The sequence below is a fragment of the Pseudomonas sp. SBT1-2 genome, assembly GCF_028640875.1.
GTDB classification, from domain to species: domain Bacteria; phylum Pseudomonadota; class Gammaproteobacteria; order Pseudomonadales; family Pseudomonadaceae; genus Aquipseudomonas; species Aquipseudomonas chlororaphis_I.
Genome location: NZ_JAQZAA010000062.1, coordinates 20993 through 38437, shown reverse-complemented (window position 1 = coordinate 38437; position 17445 = coordinate 20993). Strand labels below are relative to the sequence as shown.

Here is a 17445-nt window from a genome sequence, read left to right as displayed (position 1 = left end):
ACAATTTGCCATCTCCCGAGAGAGCACCCCATGGACACTTTGCAAAACATGCGCGCCTTCAGCTGTGTCGCCGAAGCCGGCAGCTTCACCGCCGCCGCCGTCCAGCTCGACACCACCACGGCCAACGTCTCGCGCGCGGTCTCCAATCTGGAGGCCCATCTGCAAACCCGCCTGCTCAACCGCACCACTCGCCGCATCGCGCTCACGGAGGCCGGCAAGCGCTACCTGCTGCGCTGCGAACAGATCCTGGCCTATGTCGAAGAAGCCGAGGCCGAGGCCAGCGACGCCCACGCGCGCCCGTCCGGGCAGCTGAAAGTGCACACCATGACCGGCATCGGCCAGCACTATGTGATCGACGCCATCGCCCGGTACCGCAAGTCGCACCCGGACGTGACCTTCGACCTGACCCTGGCCAACCGCGTGCCGGACCTGCTGGACGAGGGCTACGACGTGTCCATCGTGCTGGCCAGCGAACTGCCGGACTCGGGTTTCGTCTCCCAGCGCCTGGGCATCACCTACAGCATCGTCTGCGCCTCGCCGGCCTACGTGAAAGCCAATGGCTGCCCGAGCAGCCCCAGCGACCTGTCGAACCATGCCTGCCTGCGCCTGGTGAGCCCGGTGATCGCCCTGGACAAATGGCTGTTCGACGGCCCCGAGGGCCAGGAAGGGGTCACGCTCAACGGCTCGCCGTTCCTGGTGAACTCCGCCGACGCGCTGAAAACCGCGATCACCAGCGGCATGGGCCTGGGCGTGCTGCCGGTGTACGCGGCCATCGAGGGCCTGCGCAACGGCACCCTGGTGCGGGTCATGCCCAAGTACCGCTCCCAGGAGCTGAACCTGTACGCCATCTACCCATCGCGCCAGTACCTGGACGCCAAGATCAAGACCTGGGTCGAGTACCTGCGCAACACCCTGCCGGAGATTCTCGCCGCCCATCAGGCGGAGCTCGCGGCCTATGAACTGAGCGGCGGCCTCAGCGGCGTACGCCTGACCACTTGAGCCAAGCCCTTCGGGGCTTTGTCATGCTTCCCCCCTGTAGCCGCTGCCGCAGGCTGCGAAAGGTCCGCAAGACCTCCTGCGATCTCAAGAGCACGTCTCCTGCGGAGCCGATCGCAGCCTTTGGCAGCGGCTACAGTCGCAGAACCTTCTTGCCCTCACAGCCCTGTGCAGCCGCTACAAAAAGCCCGTGGGGAATGTTAGCTTGCTTGGCATTCTCCTCCGCCTGACGAGCTTTCCCGCGATGAAAAAGACCGTACTTGCCTTCAGCCGCATCACCCCGGACATGATCGAGCGCCTGCGCCAGGACTTCGAGGTGATAGTGCCCAACCCCAAGCTGGGCGATATCGGCGCGCAATTCAACGAAGCCCTGCCCCACGCCCACGGCCTGATCGGCGTCGGTCGCAAGCTGGGCCGCGCGCAGCTGGAAAACGCCAGCCAGCTGGAAGTGGTCTCCAGTGTCTCGGTGGGCTACGACAACTATGACCTGGCCTACTTCAACGAACGCGGGATCATGCTCACCAACACCCCGGACGTGCTCACCGAAAGCACCGCCGACCTGGCCTTCGCCCTGCTGATGAGCAGCGCCCGGCGCGTCGCCGAACTGGACGCCTGGACCAAGGCCGGGCAATGGCAGGCCAGCGTCGGCGCGCCGCTGTTCGGTTGCGATGTGCATGGCAAGACCCTGGGCATCGTCGGCATGGGCAATATCGGCGCGGCCATCGCCCGACGCGGTCGCCTGGGCTTCAACATGCCGGTGATCTACAGCGGCAACAGCCGCAAGACCGCCCTGGAACAGGAGCTGGGCGCGCAATTGCGTAGCCTCGAGCAGTTGCTGGCCGAAGCGGATTTCGTCTGCCTGGTGGTGCCGTTGAGCGAAAAGACCAAGCACCTGATCAGCCACCGCGAACTGACGCTGATGAAGCCGAGCGCGATCCTGGTGAACATCTCCCGCGGTCCGGTGGTGGATGAGCCGGCGCTGATCGAGGCCCTGCGCAACGGCACGATTCGCGGGGCCGGCCTGGACGTCTACGAGAAGGAGCCGCTGGCCGAGTCGCCGCTGTTCCAGCTGAAAAACGCCGTGACCCTGCCGCATATCGGCTCGGCCACCCATGAAACCCGCGACGCCATGGCCAACCGCGCCCTGGCCAACCTGCGCAGCGCCCTGCTCGGCGAACGCCCGCAGGACCTGGTCAACCCGCAGGTGTGGAAAGGCTGAAACCAACGCGGTCCACTGTAGGAGCGGCCGGTCGACGCTCGATTGCCCGCGATAGGCACGACGCGGTGTACCTGAGACACCGCTATCGCGAGCAAGCTTCGCTCCTACAGAAGCTCCTCAAACCCTGCAGCAGCCGCGCTACCCATCAGGCGAGCCGGGGATCGCGGACGGCCAGCGGCTTGGGCTTGCGGAACACCAGCACGTTGCCCAGCATCACCAGGACCAGCCCGGCCAGCGCCGGGGCGGTCCATTGGTAACCTTCGGCGAAGGCCGAGACATTCAGCGCCACCACCGGGAACAGCACGGTGCAGTAGGCCGCCCGCTCCGGGCCCATGCGGCCGACCAGGGTCAGGTAGGCGGTGAAGCCGATCACCGAACCCGGGATCACCAGATACAGCAAGGAGCCGATGTAGCGCGCGTTCCACTCCATGTCGAAAGGGATGCCCTTGACCAGGCAATAAGCCGCCAGCATCGCCGCGCCATAGGCCATGCCCCAGGCGTTGGTGGTCAGCGGTTTGAGGCCGGCTTTCTGTTGCAGGCTGGACAGCATGTTGCCCGCCGAGAAACACAGGGTCCCCAACAACGCCAACCCCAGGCCGAGCAGGGTCTGCGGGCTGGCGCTATGGCCGGCCAGCTCCGGCCAGAACAGCAGGCCCAGCCCCAGCAGCCCCAGCGCCCCGCCCAGCAGTACGTTGCGGGCGATCTTCTGGGCGAAGAACACCCGGGCATTCAGGGCGTTCCACAGGGTCGCCGTGGAAAACACCACCGCCACCAGGCCGCTGGGGATCCACTGGCTGGCGTGCAGGAAACACATGAAATTGATACAGAACAGGCACAGCCCCTGGGCCAGGCAAATCAGGTGCCCGCGACGGTTCATCACTTGCAGCTTGCGGCTGAGCAGCAGCATGACGAACAGCACCAGGGCCGCCAGGGCAAAGCGATAGACGATGGACACCGGAATCGCCACCACCCCCAGCTGCAGCTTGAGGGCGATCCAGGTGGTGCCCCAGATCAGGACGGTGAGCAGATAAAGCGAGAGGTTCATGGCGCGGGACTCCTGTGCAGGGCAACCCAGTCTCAGGCCATTGCGCGCCCGGGCGCTTGCATAAACTTGCGCTTTTGTCGGTTGCCGGGCTGGCAGCGCGTTGCCTACGGAGTAGGATGCGAAACATCTGACTTCGCTCCTGTAGCCGCTGCCGAAGGCTGCGATAGGCCGGGGTCGCGCTCGACCCGCAGGACCTTCTTGCGATCTCAAAAGCGCGTCTCCTGCGGAGCCGATCGCAGCCTGCGGCAGCGGCTACAACGTGCCACCCTTTATCGAATCAAAACCATGTCTACCCTGGAAACCCTGCAAGTCTTTCAAGCCCTGAACCGCTCGCCCAATGCTCGCCTGGAGCACAGCGCCGAGCTCGGTGACGGCCTGGCCGCAGCCTTGTGGAGCAACCATCACGACGCCCAGGACTACGAAGCGCCGAGCCATCACACCCTATCGTGCTACATCGCCGGCGGCACCGGGACTTTTCGCCGCGGCCAGCCGGGGACCAAGGGCGGCCCGGACAAGCTGTGCATCCTGCCCGCCGAGCACCGTTCGGCCTGGGTGATCAACGGCGAGATCCGCCTGGCCCACCTGTATTTCAGCCCGGAACAATTTGCCCTGGGCTGCGTGACCCTGCTGGACCGCGAACCCCGCGAGCTGCAATTGCAGGAAAACACCTTCCTCGACGATCCGCAGCAGGCCAGGCGCTTTCGGCAACTGATCCAGCTGAACTGGGACGAACCCGGCGAACGCCTGCTGACCAGCAGCCTGGCCCACGAGATGCTCAGCCACGCCCTGCTGACCCAGGTCGGCCAGCGCCAGGGGCTGCGCCTCAAGGGCGGGCTGGCGGCGCATCAGCGTCGGCAACTGGTGGAGTACATCGACAGCCAGCTGGCCGAACCGCTCAGCCTCGGGCAACTGGCCGCGCGCTGCGCCTTGTCGGAATACCACTTTGCGCGGATGTTCCGCGCGAGCTTCGGCCTGCCGCCCCACCAATACCTGCTGGTGCGACGCCTGAAGCATGCCCGCGACCTGCTGCGCGGCACCCGCCTGCCCTTGGGCGAGATTGCCCTGGCCTGCGGTTTCGCCAGCGCCAGCCACTTCACCAATCGCTTTCGCCAGGCCCTGGGTGGCACGCCCGGGGAATATCGCCAGGCGTTTCTTGGCTGAGCGCAGCCGTCAGCGACACCGCGTCGTTCTTATCGCGGGCAAGTCGGATCGCCGCCCGCTCGCTCCTACAAAAGCAGCGCTCATCTTCTGTAGGAGCGAGGCTTGCCCGCGATGGCGATGTGTCAGGCAAACCCGATCCCCAGCCTTATTGCAACAGCACCTGCGTCACCCGGTCTTCCAGAGCCTTGATGCGCGCGCCATCGACCCGATAGTTGTTCGACAGCATCACCAGCACCAGCCGGCGGCCATCGGCCGCGCGCAGATACCCGGACAGCGACGACACGCCCTGCATCGAGCCGGTCTTGGCATGCAGGTTATCCACAGCCCCAGTGCCTTGCAGGCGATAACGCAGGGTGCCGCCAGTCATGCGCTGGGCATCGCCGGCCACCGGCAGCGCCGCGTACCAGGTGGCGAACCAGGGCTGCTTGCGCGCTACCAGCAACAGGTCGCTGAGGCTCTGGCTGGAAATCTGGTTGCGCCGCGACAGCCCCGAGCCATCCACCTGCACCAGCCCTTGCGGGCTCAGGCCCTGGCGCCGCAGGAAGCCCTCGATGGCCGCCACCCCGGCAGCCGCGGTGCCGGCATTGGCGGTCTTGCGGCCCATGGCCTTGAGCAGCACTTCCGACATGTTGTTGTTCGACAGCTTGAGCAGCGGCGTGATCAAGCCCGCCAGCGGCATCGACGAGTGACTGGCCAGCACCCGGGCGGCGGGTGCCGTGGGCTGGCCTATGCGCACCTGGCCCTGCACCGTCACGCCCTGATCGGCCAGCGCTTGTTGGAACACGTCCGCCACCAGGCGGGTCGGCTCCCACACGCTGACCCAATGGCGCCGCGACTGCCCCGGCGGCAAGGCGCCGCTGACCAGCAGCAGGTTGCTGCCATGCTCACGGCCGACCTGCAGGCTGTCCGTCGTTCCGACCCGACCCTGATTGCGCAGGCTCATCAACCGGTTTTCCGGGCTGACGCGTACCGCCAGCGGCGCTCCCGGCATCGTCGGCGCCGTGACTGACACCAGCACGCTGCCGGCGTCGAAGTCGTCGTTGGGGGAAATATTGAGGGCGGAAATCTGCGCCGCGTAATACAGGCTTTCATCGTCGCTGGCCCAATCGACGCCGAGCCGCTGGTCATCGAAAGCGGTGTCGTCGAGCACCAGGTCGCCCGCGACCTGACGAATGCCGGTGCGCGCCACCGCCGCTGCCAACTCCCGATAGTCCGCGACCTGCATGCTCGGATCGCCGGAACCGCGCAGGTAGAGATTGCCCAGCAGGCGCTCGCCCTGCTGGGCACCGTCGCCCAGCACCTCGGTGGTGAAACGGTAGTCGGGGCCGAGGACGTCCAGCGCGGCGGCGGTGGTCAGCAGCTTGAGGCTCGAAGCCGGGATCAGGCGGCTGTCGGGGTTGTGCTGATACAAGGCCGCACCGCTCTCGGCATCGCGCACCGTCAGCGATACCGTGGCGCCCTGCAGCGCCGGATCGGCCAGGACCTGATCCAGGCTGGCGGCGTAGCGGGCGCCGGGATGGCTGGCGCAAGCCGCCAGTGACAGGGCCAGGAACACCCCCAGCCCGCGAGTGTAGAAACGATGTGCTGAACCCATGAAAAACATATTTCCTTGATGACCTCGAACCCGCGCCGACAACCTTGCAGCCGCTGCGGCGGGCGCCCAGATAACGATTGGCGAGGGGTTCGTGTCAACGAACAATCGAGCCGGCCCCTCAGGCCCGGCGCTGCAGAACGCTCATTGCGCCAACGCGGCCAGCGGGCTGACCAGCAATCCCAGCCCCGCCGCCAGCAACGCCAGGCGCGGTTGATACGGCAGCAACAGCACCAGCGACAAGGCACTGAGCATCAAGGCCGCGCACCATTGCACCAGGCCCAGGCCCCAGCCGGCCGCCGCGATCGCCGCCCACAACGAGCCGGCCAGCAGCAGCCAGCCGCCAATACGCAAGCCAGAGCGACGACGGGCCGTGGGTTTGTAGCCCAGGAGTTCGGCGTGATGACGGTCCATCGACAGGCACAAGCCGGCAAAGCCTGGGTAACACAACAGCAGCGCCAGGAGCATTCAGTTCACCTCGGTTTCAAGGGCGGCCCGTCGCGAGCGGGCGGCAACGGCAGGCTGGGCGACAGGACGCGACATCTTCCAGGCCCCCCAAGCGAGGAACAGCCCCGCCGCCAGGCAGGTCAGGTCGAAGCCGGCGCGGACCCAGTCGCCATGCACCAGGAAACCATCCAGCATATCGGGCATCGTCAGCGCATCGAGCAGCGGCACGCTGGCCAACAGCAGCGCCGCCAGGCCCAACTGCTCGACCCAGGCCTTACGCCCGCGACGCAGCGCGGCGTGCAGCAGGCTCAGGCCCCAGACGATAAAGAAGCTGTTCACTTCCCAGTCCGCCCGCTCGGCAAGGCTCACCGGCAACAGGCGATTGGCCCAGAAGAAGGCGGCGACGGCCAGCACCAGGCCGGACATGCTGGCGATGTTCAGCACTTCCACCAGGCGCAGTTCAAAGGGCGTCACTCCACTCTTGGCATGCTTGAGCTGGCGCTTGCCCAGCCAGATCACCAGCCCGGTGCCGATCATCGCGGTGGCGGCCAGGCCGCAGATAAAGTACAGCCAGCGCAGCAGCGGCCCGGCGAAGAGGCCCATGTGCAGCCCGTAAAAACTGCCGTTGATGGCCAGGGCCGTCGACTGCGGCGGCGACACCTGCAACAGCTTGCCGCTGACCCCGTCGAACGTGACCACGTTGCCAAAGTCGCGGACCACCTGGTCGCCACCATGACGCATGACATTCACCGAGGCATTGGCGTCCCCCGGATTGTTCACCGTGATCCGCCCCACGCGGCCACCCGGCCACTGCTCGCGGGCCTGCTCCAGCAGCGGTTCAAGTTGCACCAGGTGCGCCGGCTTGCCTGCGGCCGGGGCGGTTTTGCTGGCGGGGAACACTTCGTTGAAATACGCCCGGGTGTCGTTGCCGTAGGTGGCCAGGATGCTCGCCGGCATGACCATCGACATGAAGATCACCAGGCTGCTGTAGGTGATCATCAGGTGGAACGGCAGCACCAGCACGCCCACCGCGTTGTGCCCGTCGAGCCAGGAGCGCTGGCCCTTGCGGGGGCGGAAGGTGAAGAAGTCCTTGAAGATTTTCTTGTGGGTGATGATGCCGCTAATCAAGGCGACGAACATCAGCATGGCCGCCGCGGTGGACAGCCAGCGGCCCCACGGATGAGGCATCTGCAACTGGAAATGGAAGCGGTAGAAGAACTCGCCGCCGCGGGTATCGCGGGCCTGCAGCTCGGCACCGGTGGCCGGGTCCAGCAGTTTCTGGGTGAAGGCGCCGCGCTCGCCGGGCTTGCCCGGGAACTGCCACATCACCGACAACCCCGGCTCACGGGCATCGGGCAGGTTGATGAACCAGCGCGAGGCGCCCTGGGCGTGCTGCTGCAGATAACTCTGGGCGAGGATCAGGCTGGTTTCGTTGCTGACCGAGCGCGACGGCACTTCGGGCTGCATCCAGTGGCTGATTTCGTCCTTGAAGTAGGCCAGGGTGCCGGTCAGGAAAATCGCCAGCAGCAGCCAGCCGAATACCAGTCCGGCCCAGGTGTGCAGCCAGGCCATGGACTGGCGAAATCCCTCCTTCATGAAAGATTCATCCCGTGCGCCCACGCAGAAATCGCCGCCAACCCCAGCGCCGGCAGCAGCAAACCGAGCCAGGCCTGCCAGGCCGTGCGGCAGGCAAAGCACCAGAGCACCGCCACCAGATAGAACAGGAAGGAGGTCATCATGCCGCTGACCACCGCATCGGCGCGGGACACGGGGAGCAGCAGGGTCATGCAGACGCTGGACAACGCCGCCAGCAGGTAACCGCCGAATACCGCGGCCAGCACTCGCGACGTCACCGCCAGACGGTAGGAAGAGGGGATCGTGGCAACTTTGCTTTTCATGTTTCGACCTTGAAACCAGGACCGCCCGGCGCAGGGAATTCCCCTACCCGGACTCAAGTCGGCGCAATATTAATGATAAATATTCTCATGCGCAAAAATTCACTGACCCGCAGCGGGATCTTCCGCCGGTCCGGGTTGATTGCCCAATGCCATGCCAGGCCACTACAATGCGAACAATTCTTGTTCTCTTAAGCATTTTCATGCTGCCGGAGCGTTCGGCTTGGCTCACTCCTCTACCGTCGAAGTCCTCTATCACGCCCATCACAGCTGGCTGAACGGCTGGTTGCGGCGTCGGCTCGGCTGCCCCGACAGCGCCGCCGACCTGGCCCAGGACACCTTCATGCGGGTGCTCAGCACCCGGGAAACGCCGTCGATCGTCGAGCCCCGGGCGTTCCTCACCACCATCGCCAAGCGGGTGCTGTGCAACCATTACCGGCGCCAGGACCTGGAACGGGCCTATCTCGAGACGCTGGCGCAGATGCCGGAACTGCTGGCGCCGTCCGAGGAAGACAAGGCGATCATCCTGCAGACCCTGCTGGAGCTGGACCAGTTGCTCGACGGTTTGCCGCGCCTGGTGAAACGCGCGTTCCTGCTGGCCCAGGTCGATGGCCTGAAACATGGCGAGATCGCCCGCGAGCTGGGGATCTCCATCGCCACGGTCAAGCGCCACCTGCACAAGGCAGCCCTGCGCTGCTACTTCGCCCTGTGAACACTGGCCTCCCCCGCCCGCCGGACATCGGCGCCCAGGTCGCCGAACAGGCCGTGCACTGGCTGCTCGAAATGCAGGCGGGCCCGCTCAGCCCGCGCCAGCAACGGGCCTGGCAGCAATGGCACGACGCCCACAGCGAACATCAACGGGCCTGGGAACATATCCAGCGGGTCAATTCGCGGCTGCGCGGCCTGTCTTCGCCCCTGGCCCATGCCACGCTCACTGCGCCGAAGTCCTCCAGCCGGCGCCAGGCGCTGAAACTGCTGCTGATCCTCGGCGCCGGTTCTGCCGCGGCCTGGGGCTTGCGCGAACACAATCCGCTGACCCCGCTGATGGCCGACTACCGCAGCCCGGTGGGCGAGCGGCGCAAACTGCAACTGAGCGATGGCAGCCAGTTGCAGCTCAATACCGACAGCGCGGTGGACGTGAGTTTCGACGGCCAGCAACGGCTGATCCGGCTGTTGGCCGGGGAGATCCTGCTGACCGCCGCGGCCGACCGCCGGCCGCTGTTGATACAGAGCGCCCAGGGTGTTTTACGCCCGCAAGGCGCACGGCTGAACCTGCGCCAGTTCAGCCAGCGCACCCAGCTGGCGGTGTTCGAAGGCAACGTCAGCCTCAGCCCGTCGGATCATTCGGGAGCGCCGTTAGTGGTAAGCAAGGAACAGCAATTGAGCTTCACCCGCAGCGCCTGGGACAACCCGCGGCCGCTGGACGCCGGCAGCGGCGCCTGGAGCGAAGGCATGCTGGTGGCCGCCCAGATGCGCCTGGCGGACTTCCTCGACGAGCTGGGGCGCTACCGTCGCGGCCAGCTCAACTGCGATCCACGGGTCGCCGGCCTGCTGATCTCCGGCAGTTATCCACTGGACGACAGCGAACGGATCCTCGACCTGCTGGAAATCAGCCTTCCGGTGAAGGTCCGTCGCTTCACCCGCTACTGGGTCACGGTCGAAGCCCGCGCGTGACCTGTAGCCGCTGCCGCAGGTGCGATCGGCCCCGAAGGGGACGTGCTCTTGAGGCCCTCGAAGGCCCTTCGGGCCTTATCGCAGCCTGCGGCAGCGGCTACAGGCGTCGATTCAATGTTTTTTCAGGTGTGCCGGTTTTTTTCATTTTGTGTGAGCCGTTTTCCAGCACTCGCGTGACAGAGAAGGAAAGCCCCCTTGACTGCAACCTTCTCAGGATCGATGTCCATGCCCCAGCAACCCACTCGCCTCACGCCCCTTGCCCGCACCCTGCGCCAGTTGCTGCTGGGCGCCAGCCTGAGCTTGGCCGCCCTGCCGCCGGCCATGGCCGCCGATGGCCTGTCGCGCGATTACCACATCGCCGCGTCATCGCTGGAAAACGCCCTGAACCAGTTCGGCCGTGAAGCCGGGGTGCTGATCTCCTTCGGCTCCCAAGTCGCCAGCGGCGTGCAGAGCCAGGGCCTGGAAGGCCGCTACACCACCGAAGAAGGTCTGAATGCCTTGCTCAAGGGTACCGGCCTGCAAGCCCGCGCCGAAGGCGGCAATGCCTTCAGCCTGCAACCGGTGAGCGCCGAGGGCGCACCGGCGGCCCTGGAGCTGGGCACGTCCAGCGTGGTCGGCGACTGGCTGGGCGATGCGGCGCAGACCAACGTCTTCGAACACCCGGGGGCCCGTGACGTGATCCGCCGCGAAGCATTCGAACGCCAGGGCGCCACCCAGGCCCGCGATGTGCTCAACCGCATCCCCGGGGTCAATGCCCCGGAAAACAACGGCACCGGTAGCCACGACATGGCGCTGAACTTCGGCATTCGCGGGCTCAACCCACGCCTGGCCTCGCGCTCCACGGTACTGATGGACGGCATTCCGGTACCCTTCGCGCCCTATGGCCAGCCGCAGCTGTCCTTCGCCCCGGTCAGCATGGGCAACATGGACGCGGTGGACGTGGTGCGTGGCGGCGGCGCCGTGCGTTACGGGCCGCAGAACGTCGGCGGCATCGTCAACTTCGTGACCCGCGCCATCCCCGATGCGCCCACGGTCAAGGGCGGCTTCCAGACCGAGACCAGCCCGTCCTCCAGCCACGACGGTTTCAAGACCACCGGCAACCTGCTGGCCGGCGGCACCGCCGACAACGGCCTGGGCGGCGCCCTGCTGTACTCCGGCACCCGTGGTGGCGACTGGCGCGAACACAGCGACACACAGATCGACGACCTGATCCTCAAGGGCCACTACCAGCTCGACGACGCCAACAGCTTCAACGCCATGGCCCAGTACTACGAGGGCGAGGCCGATATGCCCGGCGGCCTCAACGTTGCCGACTACAAGGCCGACCCGTATCAGTCGGCCCGCCCGTACGACAAGTTCTGGGGCCGCCGTACGCTGATCAACTTCGGTTACCGCTACCAGGAAGATCGCCGCGAATTCACCGTCAACAGCTTCTTCACCAAGACCCTGCGCAGCGGCTACCTGGACCAGGGCAGCTTCCTGTCGCTGTCGCCACGCGAATACTGGGTGCGCGGCATCGAAACCCGCTTCGCCCAGGGCTTCGACCTCGGACCGACCAGCCATGAGCTGGGCATCGGCTACCGCTACATCAACGAGGCCGGTCACGAGTTGCGCTACCGCACGCCGATCAGCGCCAACCAGCAGCTGCCCAGCACCAGCAGCCGCAACGACCGCGATACCCGCGGTGGCACCGAGGCCAATGCGTTCTTCGTCGACGACCGCATCGACATCGGCAAGTGGACCCTCACCCCGGGCATCCGCTACGAGATGATCGAGTCCCAGCAGACCAACAACCTGACCAACGTCAAATACAAGGGCGACTACAACACCGCGCTGCCGGCACTGAACGTGATGTACCACCTGACCGACAGCTGGAACCTCTACGCCAACACCGAGGGTTCGTTCGGCAGCGTGCAGTACAGCCAGATGCCCAACCGCGTGAGCAGCGGCGAAGTGAAACCGGAAAAGGCCCGCACCTGGGAACTGGGCACCCGCTATGACGACGGCAGCCTGCGGGCGGAGATCGGCGCGTTCCTGATCAACTTCGACAACCAGTACGACAGCAACCAGACCAACGACTCGGTGATCGCCCGTGGCGAAACCCGCCACCAGGGCATCGAGACCAGCGTCAATTACGCACTGGACGGCCTGAGTCCGGCGCTGGCCGGTTTCGATCTGTACGCCACCTACGCCTACGTCGACGCCACCATTCGTGAAGACGGGCCGAACAAGGGCAACCGCGTGCCGTTCTCGTCCAAGCACAAAGGCACCCTCGGCATCGGTTACACCGAAGGCCCGTGGAAACTGAACTTCGACAGCAGCTACCAGAGCAGCCAGTTCGCCGACAACGCCAACACCTCCACCGAAAGCGCCGACGGCAGCACCGGACGGATTCCCGGCTACATGCTGTTCAGCAGCCGCGCCGCCTACGACTTCGGCCCGCAACTGTCGGACCTCAACGTGGCGGTCGGGGTGAAGAACATCTTCAACCACCAGTACTTCACCCGCTCGTTCGACGACAACAACAAAGGCAAATACGTGGGCGAACCACGGACCTTGTACGTACAGACCTCCGTGGCGTTCTGAGCCAACGTGCTCCTGCAGAACAGCACGTCCCCGTGCTTCTGTAGGAGCGGCCGGTCGACGCTCGATTGCTCGCGATGGCGCCCGGCCTGACACACCGCGGCGTCTGCATCGCGAGCAAGTCGGATCGCCGCCCGCTCGCTCCTACAGAAACGCGGCGCACAAAAAAGGGCCTGCACATGCAGGCCCTTTTTGCTAGGTGCTTCTTGGTTGGGTACTTGCGCCGTCAGCTATTGAGCGCGGCCTGTTCGTTTTCCAGGAATTCCTCTTCAAGCAAGGCGTCGGCCTGACCGGCGCGGGCGCTTGGCGCTGCCGCGGCGCGCTTGTTGCGCAACCGGCCGAACAGGTGTTCCAGGGAATTCTCCAGCTTGGTGGCCGCTCCTTCGATGGCCAGTTCCAGGGATTCGGCTTTGTGGGTCACGGAAATCGGTTGATGGCCTTTTGGCCGCGCCTCCAGTTGGCAGCGCAAATCGTGGGGACCGGGCTTGTCGCCGTTCTCGTCCCGCAGATGAACCTCGACTCGAGTCAGGTCCTCCTCGTAGCGTTCGAGCGTGCTCTCAATGGTAGTACGTACCCACTCCTCCAGTCGGATGCTGCTTTGAATATGGTTATCGCTATTGACCTGGATTTGCATAGTTCTTCCCTTATTTCAGCTAGCTCGCGAGAGGAACCGCGTGCCCCTGAGGGCGTACTTTTTGCGGCCTCTTGGTTACAGAGTTGGGCAGAGCGCAGAACAATTCAACCCCTTAAAAAAGATAAATATCTATTGGCAAATAAAGCCGGACAAAGCGCAAAAGCGCTGTTAATGTCGGGAGTTGGGTCGCCTCACTCCCCTGTCCTTTCTGCTTACCCGTGTCCCCCTCCCAGCGGGTGCAAACCGCGAAATATCTCCGCCTCTTCCACCAGCCAGTCGTGCACCGCGCGCACGCCCGGATGGCTCAGCGCGCCCGGCGCATACAGCAGCACATAACGCTTGTGATTGGGTACCGCGAGGCCAAACGGCACGATCAGGGTGCCGCGCTCCAGTTCATCGTTGAGCAGGGTGCGCCGGGCAATCGCCACCCCCATCCCGGCAGTCGCCGCCTCGATGGTCAGGTGGTTGCGGTTGAAGGTGTGCCCGCGCCGCACATCCGTGCCCTCGAAGCCGATGGCATTGAGATAGAACTCCCACTCCGCGTACTCGTAGCTGCCGCGCCAGGCAGTGATGTCGTGCAGCAACGGGAAATGCACCAGGTCTGCCGGACCGTGCAGCGGCGGCCGCCCGCGCAACAGGCCCGGGGCACAGACCGGGAAGATCTGCTCATCCAGCAGGGCTGTGGATAACAGTCCCGGATAGCTGCCGTCATTGAGGTCGATGGCCAGGTCGAAATCACCTTCATGCAAGGCCACGCTGCTGTCCTCGGCCACCAGCCGCAGCTGAATGTCCGGAAAACGCTGCTGCAACCGGGGCAAACGCGGGGTCAGCCATTTGCCGAGAAACGACGGGATCGAGCGCAGGCGCAAGGTGCCGCTGATCATCCCGGCATCCAGCCGGCGCAGTTCGGCGTCGATGCTGCCGTAGGCCTCGTTCACCGTGATCGCCAGCCGCTGCCCCTCGGCGCTCAGTTCCACTCCGCGGGCGCGGCGGTGAAACAGGCGAAAACCGAGCCGCTCTTCCAGCAGGCGGATCTGCTGGCTGACCGCCCCCGGGGTGATGTGCAGTTCTTCCGCGCAACGGGTGAACGACAAGTGCCGCGCGGCACAGGAAAACACATGCAGCCAGACATAGGTCTGGGCATGAAATTGACGACTCATCGTTTAGTCCTGCTAAAGGCTGTCTTAGGAAAATTCGTTGGTCAGTCTTGACCGAGCTAGGCAGTATCGCCGACCTAACGCTCGGCCTACAAAAAATGGCAGCGATTTCTCTTCCATTGCTTGTAAGGCTTTAGCATGGCTATCAGTGTTTTCGATCTCTTCAAAGTCGGCATCGGCCCGTCCAGTTCCCACACCGTCGGCCCGATGCGCGCCGCCGCGACCTTCGCCCAGGGGCTGTTCGAGCAAGGGTTGCAGGCGCAGGTGCAGCGGGTGGAAATCCGCCTGTACGGCTCGCTGTCCGCCACCGGCGTCGGCCATGCCACCGACCGCGCCTGCGTCATGGGCCTGATGGGCGAATGGCCCGACAGCATCGACCCTCGCAGCATCGGCCCGCGCATCCAGCAACTGCGCGAAAGCGGCGAGCTGAGCCTCGGTGGCCGCTCGACCATCGCCTTCGACTGGCACCGCGACCTGCTGCTGCTCGACGAAAGCCTGCCCTACCACCCCAATGCCATGTCGCTGTCGGCCTTCGGTGCGGACGGCCTGCTGTGGCGGCAGACCTACTACTCGGTGGGTGGCGGTTTTATCGTCGAGGAAGCCGAAGTGGCCGAAGGCGCTCCGGCGGCCAACAGCGTCGAGCTGCCCTACGACTTCAACAGCGCGGTGGAACTCCTGGCCCTGTGCCAACAGCATCAATTGCGGGTCTCGGAACTGATGATGGCCAACGAACGGGCCTGGCGCAGCGACGCCGAAATCCGCAGCGGCCTGCTGCACATCTGGGCGGTGATGCGCGAATGCGTCGAGCAGGGCCTGCGCCACGAAGGCACCCTGCCCGGCGGCCTGGATGTGCCGCGCCGCGCCGCCAAGCTGCATCGCAACCTGCTGGAAATCGGTAAGCCCAACGTCATCAGCTCGACCCTGTCGGCCATGGAGTGGGTCAACCTGTTCGCCCTGGCGGTGAACGAGGAAAACGCCGCCGGCGGGCGCATGGTCACCGCACCGACCAACGGCGCGGCGGGGATCATCCCGGCGGTGCTGCATTACTACATGAAGTTCAACCCCGAAGCGTCGGACGACGACGTGATCGACTTCTTCCTCGGCGCCGCCGCGGTGGGCATCCTCTGCAAGAAAAACGCCTCGATCTCCGGCGCCGAAGTCGGCTGCCAGGGCGAGGTGGGCTCGGCCTGCGCGATGGCTGCGGCTGGCCTGGCCGAGGTGCTCGGAGCGACGCCGGAGCAACTGGAAAACGCCGCGGAAATCGGCCTGGAACATAACCTCGGCCTGACCTGCGACCCGGTCGGCGGCCTGGTGCAGGTGCCTTGCATCGAGCGCAACGCGATCGCCGCGGTGAAGGCGATCAACGCCACCCAGATGGCCCTGCGCGGCGACGGCAAACACTTCATTTCCCTGGACCGGGTGATCCGCACCATGCGCGATACCGGCGCCGACATGCACGACAAATACAAAGAAACTTCACGGGGCGGCCTGGCCGTGAGTTGGGTGGAGTGCTGATCCCCCTCTCCTGACCGTCCGACCCACGTGAGCCCGAGCAAAAATAATAACGAGGCGATACCGATGACCGATGTACGAACACCCGCTGCCGAAAACCCTGCCGTAGAGACTGCCCGCGACACCACGACCACCAGCCAGGGCTGGAGCAAACACGACACCACCTGGATGCTCGGCCTGTACGGCACCGCCATCGGCGCCGGCACCCTGTTCCTGCCGATCAACGCCGGGGTTGGCGGCTTCTGGCCGCTGATCGTGCTGGCGCTGCTGGCCTTCCCGATGACCTTCTTCGCCCACCGCGGGCTGACCCGCTTCGTCCTGTCCGGCCGCTCCGGCGACATCACCGAAGTGGTGGAAGAACACTTCGGCATCGGCGCCGGCAAGCTGATCACCCTGCTCTACTTCTTCGCCATCTTCCCGATCCTGCTGGTGTACAGCGTGGCGCTGACCAACACCCTGGGCAGCTTCATGGAACACCAACTGCACATGACGCCACCGCCGCGGGCGATCCTGTCCCTGGTGCTGATCCTCGGCCTGATGGCCATCGTGCGCTGTGGCCAGGGCGTGATCGTGCGGGCCATGAGCGTGCTGGTCTATCCCTTTGTCGCCGCGCTGTTGCTGCTGGCCCTCAGCCTGATCCCGAACTGGAACGGCGCCTTCTTCGCCTCGGCCAATGACGGCATGTCTATGCCGCTGTTCCTCAAGACCCTGTGGCTGGCGATCCCGGTGATGGTGTTCTCGTTCAACCATTCGCCGATCATCTCCGCCTTCGCCGTCGACCAGAAGCGCCACTACGGCGCCCAGGCCGAACGCAAGAGCCGCGGCATCCTCGCCGTGGCCCACGGCATGATGGTGCTGACGGTGATGTTCTTCTGCTTCAGCTGCGTGCTGGCCCTGTCGCCGGCCGACCTGGCCGCGGCCAAGGCGCAGAACATCTCGATCCTGTCGTACCTGGCCAACCACTTCCAGACCCCGGTGATCGCCTATGCCGCGCCGCTGATCGCACTGGTGGCGATCACCAAATCCTTCCTCGGCCACTACATCGGCGCCAGCGAGGGTTTCCAGGGGCTGATCGTGAAAAGCCTGCGCAGCCGTGGCCGGAGCCTGTCGTCGCGCTGGCTGGAGCGTTGCACCGCGCTGTTCATGGTCCTGACCTGCTGGGCCGTGGCCACCTTCAACCCGAGCATCCTCGGCATGATCGAAACCCTGGGCGGGCCGGTGATCGCCTGCCTGCTGTTCCTGATGCCGATGTACGCGATCCGGCGGGTGCCATCGCTGCGCCAGTATTCGGGCCAGCTGTCGAACCTGTTCGTGGTGCTGATCGGCCTGATCGCACTGTCAGCGATCATTTATTCGTTCATGCCCTGAAACGGGTAGCCAAAGAAAAACGGACCTTTTGGTCCGTTTTTTTTCGCCCCCGGATTTATTGGCCGGCGGTTTTCCCGGCATGCCCTTTGCTTTGCAAGAGCGGAGGAATACGGACGTTAACCAACCTCAGCGAACGGCCTGCCAGTGGTCTGGAGATGCGAAC

15 protein-coding genes are annotated in these 17445 nt (G+C 65.1%); 8 read left to right on the top strand and 7 right to left on the bottom strand.

Annotation, left to right across the window (positions count from 1 at the left end; genetic code table 11):
* The first annotated feature begins 30 nt into the window (after nucleotides 1-30).
* On the top strand, nucleotides 31-999 hold the full coding sequence (locus tag PVZ78_RS08580) for a LysR family transcriptional regulator (protein WP_009047065.1): 969 nt from the start codon (nucleotides 31-33) through the stop codon (nucleotides 997-999).
* A 241-nt stretch (nucleotides 1000-1240) separates the two neighbouring features.
* A complete protein-coding gene (locus PVZ78_RS08575) occupies nucleotides 1241-2215 on the top strand; it encodes a 2-hydroxyacid dehydrogenase (RefSeq protein WP_273828564.1) in 975 nt (324 codons plus the stop codon).
* Nucleotides 2216-2360: 145 nt separating this feature from the next.
* Here PVZ78_RS08575 and PVZ78_RS08570 read toward each other — a convergent pair whose 3' ends face one another.
* Nucleotides 2361-3260 carry a DMT family transporter gene (locus tag PVZ78_RS08570; protein WP_009047063.1) on the bottom strand — a complete coding sequence of 300 codons (900 nt, stop codon included), beginning with the start codon at nucleotides 3258-3260 and terminating at the stop codon, nucleotides 2361-2363.
* A gap of 285 nt (nucleotides 3261-3545) precedes the next feature.
* Here PVZ78_RS08570 and PVZ78_RS08565 point away from each other — a divergent pair, with 285 nt between their 5' ends.
* A complete protein-coding gene (locus PVZ78_RS08565) occupies nucleotides 3546-4421 on the top strand; it encodes a helix-turn-helix domain-containing protein (RefSeq protein WP_273828563.1) in 876 nt (291 codons plus the stop codon).
* A gap of 145 nt (nucleotides 4422-4566) precedes the next feature.
* Here the strand turns inward: PVZ78_RS08565 and dacB are convergent, their stop codons facing one another.
* The 4 genes from dacB to PVZ78_RS08545 all read right to left on the bottom strand — a co-directional run bounded on the left by dacB (nucleotide 4567) and on the right by PVZ78_RS08545 (nucleotide 8357).
* Nucleotides 4567-6015: a D-alanyl-D-alanine carboxypeptidase/D-alanyl-D-alanine endopeptidase gene (gene dacB, locus PVZ78_RS08560; protein WP_273828562.1), complete on the bottom strand. Its 1449-nt coding sequence runs from the start codon at nucleotides 6013-6015 to the stop codon at nucleotides 4567-4569.
* A gap of 141 nt (nucleotides 6016-6156) precedes the next feature.
* Entirely contained in the window at nucleotides 6157-6480 is a 324-nt protein-coding gene (locus PVZ78_RS08555) for a DUF3325 domain-containing protein (protein WP_009047060.1), read from the bottom strand.
* The gene (locus tag PVZ78_RS08550) at nucleotides 6481-8055 is read right to left on the bottom strand and encodes a PepSY-associated TM helix domain-containing protein (protein WP_028681689.1); all 1575 of its coding nucleotides are present in this window, start codon (nucleotides 8053-8055) and stop codon (nucleotides 6481-6483) included.
* The gene (locus PVZ78_RS08545; protein WP_009047058.1) at nucleotides 8052-8357 is read right to left on the bottom strand and encodes a DUF3649 domain-containing protein; all 306 of its coding nucleotides are present in this window, start codon (nucleotides 8355-8357) and stop codon (nucleotides 8052-8054) included. The genes PVZ78_RS08550 and PVZ78_RS08545 overlap by 4 nt, the downstream gene beginning before the upstream one ends.
* A 220-nt stretch (nucleotides 8358-8577) precedes the next feature.
* Between PVZ78_RS08545 and PVZ78_RS08540 the strand changes: the two genes are divergently transcribed.
* The 3 genes from PVZ78_RS08540 (at nucleotide 8578) to fecA (ending at nucleotide 12614) form a co-directional block, all read left to right on the top strand.
* Complete coding sequence (locus tag PVZ78_RS08540) at nucleotides 8578-9066, top strand: sigma-70 family RNA polymerase sigma factor (RefSeq protein WP_016703295.1); 489 nt, start codon at nucleotides 8578-8580, stop codon at nucleotides 9064-9066.
* Nucleotides 9063-10028 (top strand): FecR domain-containing protein, encoded by a 966-nt coding sequence (locus PVZ78_RS08535; protein WP_273828561.1) that lies wholly within the window; start codon nucleotides 9063-9065, stop codon nucleotides 10026-10028. Before PVZ78_RS08540 ends, PVZ78_RS08535 begins: the two co-directional genes overlap by 4 nt.
* 225 nt (nucleotides 10029-10253) lie before the next feature.
* Nucleotides 10254-12614 carry a TonB-dependent Fe(3+) dicitrate receptor FecA gene (gene fecA / locus PVZ78_RS08530; protein ID WP_273828560.1) on the top strand — a complete coding sequence of 787 codons (2361 nt, stop codon included), beginning with the start codon at nucleotides 10254-10256 and terminating at the stop codon, nucleotides 12612-12614.
* A 223-nt stretch (nucleotides 12615-12837) separates the two neighbouring features.
* Here fecA and PVZ78_RS08525 read toward each other — a convergent pair whose 3' ends face one another.
* Nucleotides 12838-13245, bottom strand: a complete 408-nt coding sequence (locus PVZ78_RS08525) for an HPF/RaiA family ribosome-associated protein (protein ID WP_009047054.1) — start codon at nucleotides 13243-13245, stop codon at nucleotides 12838-12840.
* A gap of 212 nt (nucleotides 13246-13457) precedes the next feature.
* Nucleotides 13458-14405, bottom strand: coding sequence for a LysR substrate-binding domain-containing protein (locus PVZ78_RS08520; RefSeq protein WP_273828559.1), 948 nt, complete (start codon nucleotides 14403-14405; stop codon nucleotides 13458-13460).
* Between the two features lie 135 nt (nucleotides 14406-14540).
* Between PVZ78_RS08520 and PVZ78_RS08515 the strand changes: the two genes are divergently transcribed.
* Nucleotides 14541-15917: an L-serine ammonia-lyase gene (locus PVZ78_RS08515; protein WP_028681686.1), complete on the top strand. Its 1377-nt coding sequence runs from the start codon at nucleotides 14541-14543 to the stop codon at nucleotides 15915-15917.
* A 63-nt stretch (nucleotides 15918-15980) separates the two neighbouring features.
* Nucleotides 15981-17282 (top strand): serine/threonine transporter, encoded by a 1302-nt coding sequence (locus PVZ78_RS08510; RefSeq protein ID WP_028681685.1) that lies wholly within the window; start codon nucleotides 15981-15983, stop codon nucleotides 17280-17282.
* Nucleotides 17283-17445 lie beyond the last annotated feature (163 nt).